Raw genomic sequence first — 3,485 nt, forward strand, 5'->3', positions numbered from 1 at the left:
GGTATCAGGGTGATACCATTCCCGTCGGCATCGGCCAGGGTTACTGGACAGCAACCCCAATCCAGATGAGTAAAGCGCTGATGATCCTTATCAACGACGGTTTGATAAAAGTCCCGCATCTGTTGATGAGCACGGCAGAAAACGGCAAGCAGGTGCCGTGGGTACAGCCGCACGAACCGCCCGTTGGCGATATTCATTCTGGTTACTGGGAAATCGCGAAAGACGGTATGTACGGTGTTGCGAACCGCCCTAACGGAACTGCGCATAAGTATTTTGCTGGCGCGCCTTACAAAATTGCGGCGAAATCCGGTACCGCGCAGGTCTTTGGCCTGAAAGCTAATGAAACCTATAACGCACATAAGATCGCCGAGCGTTTACGTGACCACAAGCTGATGACGGCCTTCGCCCCCTATGATAAACCCCAGGTCGCTGTCGCCATGATCCTTGAAAACGGCGGTGCGGGTCCGGCGGTGGGTACCATTATGCGCCAGATTCTTGACCATATTATGTTGGGCGACAACAACACCAATCTGCCTGCGGAAAACCCAGCGGTTGCAGCAGCGGAGGACCAATAATCGTGACGGATAATCCGAACAAAAAAACATTCTGGGACAAAATCCACATCGATCCCACAATGTTGCTTATTTTGCTGGCTTTGCTGGTTTACAGCTCACTGGTCATCTGGAGCGCCAGCGGCCAGGATATTGGCATGATGGAGCGCAAAGTCGGCCAGATCGCAATGGGCCTGGTCATCATGGTAGTGATGGCGCAAATTCCCCCCCGGGTGTATGAGGGCTGGGCGCCCTATCTCTATATCTTTTGCATCATTCTGTTGGTGGCGGTAGACGCCTTCGGCGCCATTTCCAAAGGTGCGCAGCGCTGGCTGGATTTGGGTATCGTGCGTTTTCAGCCTTCTGAAATTGCCAAAATCGCCGTGCCGCTGATGGTTGCGCGCTTTATTAACCGTGACGTTTGCCCACCATCGCTAAAAAATACCGCCATTGCGCTGGTGCTGATTTTTATGCCCACGCTGCTGGTCGCCGCCCAACCTGACCTCGGCACTTCAATTCTGGTCGCTCTTTCCGGTCTGTTTGTCTTGTTCCTTTCTGGTTTGAGCTGGCGCTTAATCGGCGTTGCGGTGGTTCTGGTCGCGGCGTTTATCCCGATACTGTGGTTCTTCCTGATGCATGATTACCAGCGTCAGCGCGTCATGATGCTGCTCGACCCGGAAACCGATCCGCTGGGCGCGGGTTATCACATAATTCAGTCTAAAATTGCTATTGGCTCCGGCGGGTTACGCGGCAAAGGCTGGCTGCATGGTACACAATCGCAGCTTGAGTTTTTACCCGAACGCCACACCGACTTTATCTTTGCTGTCTTAGCGGAAGAGCTGGGTCTGGTGGGGATCTTGATTCTGTTGACGCTCTACATTTTGCTGATTATGCGCGGATTATGGATCGCTGCCCGCGCGCAAACCACCTTTGGTCGCGTCATGGCGGGTGGCTTAATGTTGATATTATTCGTTTATGTCTTCGTAAATATTGGTATGGTGAGCGGTATTCTACCCGTGGTTGGGGTTCCACTCCCACTGGTCAGTTACGGAGGCTCGGCACTTATCGTGCTGATGGCCGGGTTCGGGATTGTTATGTCGATCCACACCCATAGAAAAATGTTGTCGAAAAGCGTGTAAGGGGTACGCAATGCGTAAGCAGTGGCTTGGTATCTGCATCGCAGCAGGAATGCTCGCGGCGTGTTCGAGTGATGATGGTCAGCAACAGGTTGCTGTCGCACCGCAGCCTGCGGTGTGTAATGGTCCGATTGTTGAAATCAGCGGGGCCGATCCGCGCTTTGAACCCCTGAACCCAACGGCGAATCAGGACTACCAGCGTGATGGTAAAAGCTACAAAATCGTGCAGGATCCCTCCCGCTTTAGCCAGGCCGGACTTGCCGCTATCTATGATGCGGAACCAGGAAGCAACTTAACCGCGTCTGGCGAAGCGTTCGATCCGATGCAGCTGACCGCTGCGCATCCGACGCTGCCAGTCCCCAGCTATGCCAGAATTACCAATCTGGCGAACGGCAGGATGATCGTCGTGCGCATTAACGATCGCGGGCCTTATGGCAACGATCGCGTGATTTCACTTTCGCGCGCCGCAGCCGATCGTCTGAACACCTCCAACAACACTAAAGTGCGTATCGACCCAATCATCGTCGCCCAGGATGGTTCATTGTCCGGACCGGGTATGGCTTGTACCACTGTCGCGAAACAAACTTATGCCTTGCCTGCGCGTCCTGATTTAAGCGGTGGCGGCAATATGGGAAGCATGCCTTCGCCATCGGATGCAGGTCAGCCGCAAGGCGATATTCGTCCGATCAGCAATTCCACGCTGAAAAGCGATGATCCAACCGGTGCGCCAGTAAACAGCAGTGGATTCCTCGGTGCGCCAACCACGCTCGCATCAGGCGTGCTGGAAAGCAGCGAGCCGACTCCGGTGCCGCAATCGACAACCACCGCACCGGTCACGTCAACCGCGCCGGCAGCAACCCCAGCAGCCGTCACAGCTCCTGCGCCTGCGGCAACCGCCAACGGACGCTATGTGGTTCAGGTTGGCGCAGTCAGCGAGCAGTCGCGCGCGCAGCAGTATCAAAAGCGTTTAAGCCAGCAGTTTGGCGTTCCTGGCCGGGTGGTACAAAACGGCGCAGTCTGGCGGATCCAGATGGGGCCGTTTGCCAGCAAAGCTGAAGCCTCCACATTGCAGCAGCGTCTTCAATCCGAGGCGCAATTACAGTCCTTCATCACCGGCGTGTAATAACGTAAATCAGGTATCTGAACTGTCAGTTTCTGTAAATGACATTAACAAAGTCACGCGGAAAGTCAGATGCCTGCCAGTTATGCATTTGCTATAGTAGGGCACTTTTTTAATTTCATCACGGACGTCGTAGTTCAGACCATGAAGACCACTTTTTCCGCTCGTTTCGTGCAGCGTATGGCGCTCACCGCGGCTCTCTGCGCAGCCTCTCTCTCTGCTGCTCATGCCGATGACCTGAATATTAAAACCATGATCCCGGGTGTTCCGCAGATCGATGCGGAGTCGTATATCCTGATTGATTACAATTCAGGTAAAGTTCTGGCAGAACAGAACGCAGACACTCGCCGCGACCCCGCCAGCCTGACCAAAATGATGACCAGCTACGTCATCGGCCAGGCGATGAAAGCCGGGAAATTCAAAGAAACCGATCTGGTCACCGTCGGCAATGACGCATGGGCTACGGGCAACCCGGTCTTCAAAGGTTCATCGCTGATGTTCCTCAAGCCAGGCATGCAGGTTCCTGTTTCTCAGCTGATCCGTGGTATTAACCTGCAATCCGGAAACGACGCGTGCGTGGCGATGGCAGACTTCGCAGCCGGTAGCCAGGATGCTTTCGTCGGCCTGATGAACAGCTATGTGAATGCGCTGGGCCTGAAAAACACCCACTTCCAGACC

General features: G+C 54.5%; 4 protein-coding genes. All 4 read left to right on the forward strand.

Annotation, left to right across the window (positions count from 1 at the left end):
• The coding region (locus KQJ19_RS22925) for a penicillin-binding transpeptidase domain-containing protein (protein WP_253296407.1) at positions 1-575 on the forward strand (575 nt) is incomplete at its 5' end.
• A gap of 2 nt (positions 576-577) precedes the next feature.
• The gene (mrdB, locus tag KQJ19_RS22930) at positions 578-1,690 is read left to right on the forward strand and encodes a peptidoglycan glycosyltransferase MrdB (protein WP_006685529.1); all 1,113 of its coding nucleotides are present in this window, start codon (positions 578-580) and stop codon (positions 1,688-1,690) included.
• A gap of 10 nt (positions 1,691-1,700) precedes the next feature.
• The gene (gene rlpA, locus KQJ19_RS22935) at positions 1,701-2,810 is read left to right on the forward strand and encodes an endolytic peptidoglycan transglycosylase RlpA (protein WP_047359497.1); all 1,110 of its coding nucleotides are present in this window, start codon (positions 1,701-1,703) and stop codon (positions 2,808-2,810) included.
• A 141-nt stretch (positions 2,811-2,951) separates the two neighbouring features.
• Positions 2,952-3,485, forward strand: a 534-nt coding sequence (locus KQJ19_RS22940) for a serine hydrolase (RefSeq protein ID WP_346011610.1), incomplete at its 3' end; no start/stop codon positions are given.

Origin of the sequence: Citrobacter sp. S46_ASV_140 (assembly GCF_018919545.1) — a bacterium.
In the GTDB taxonomy this organism is placed as follows: domain Bacteria; phylum Pseudomonadota; class Gammaproteobacteria; order Enterobacterales; family Enterobacteriaceae; genus Citrobacter; species Citrobacter braakii.

Coding starts and splice junctions, on each gene's coding strand:
- rlpA (WP_047359497.1), top strand. CDS start 1,701: ATGCGTAAGCAGTGGCTTGGTATCTGCATCGCAGCAGGAATGCTCGCG.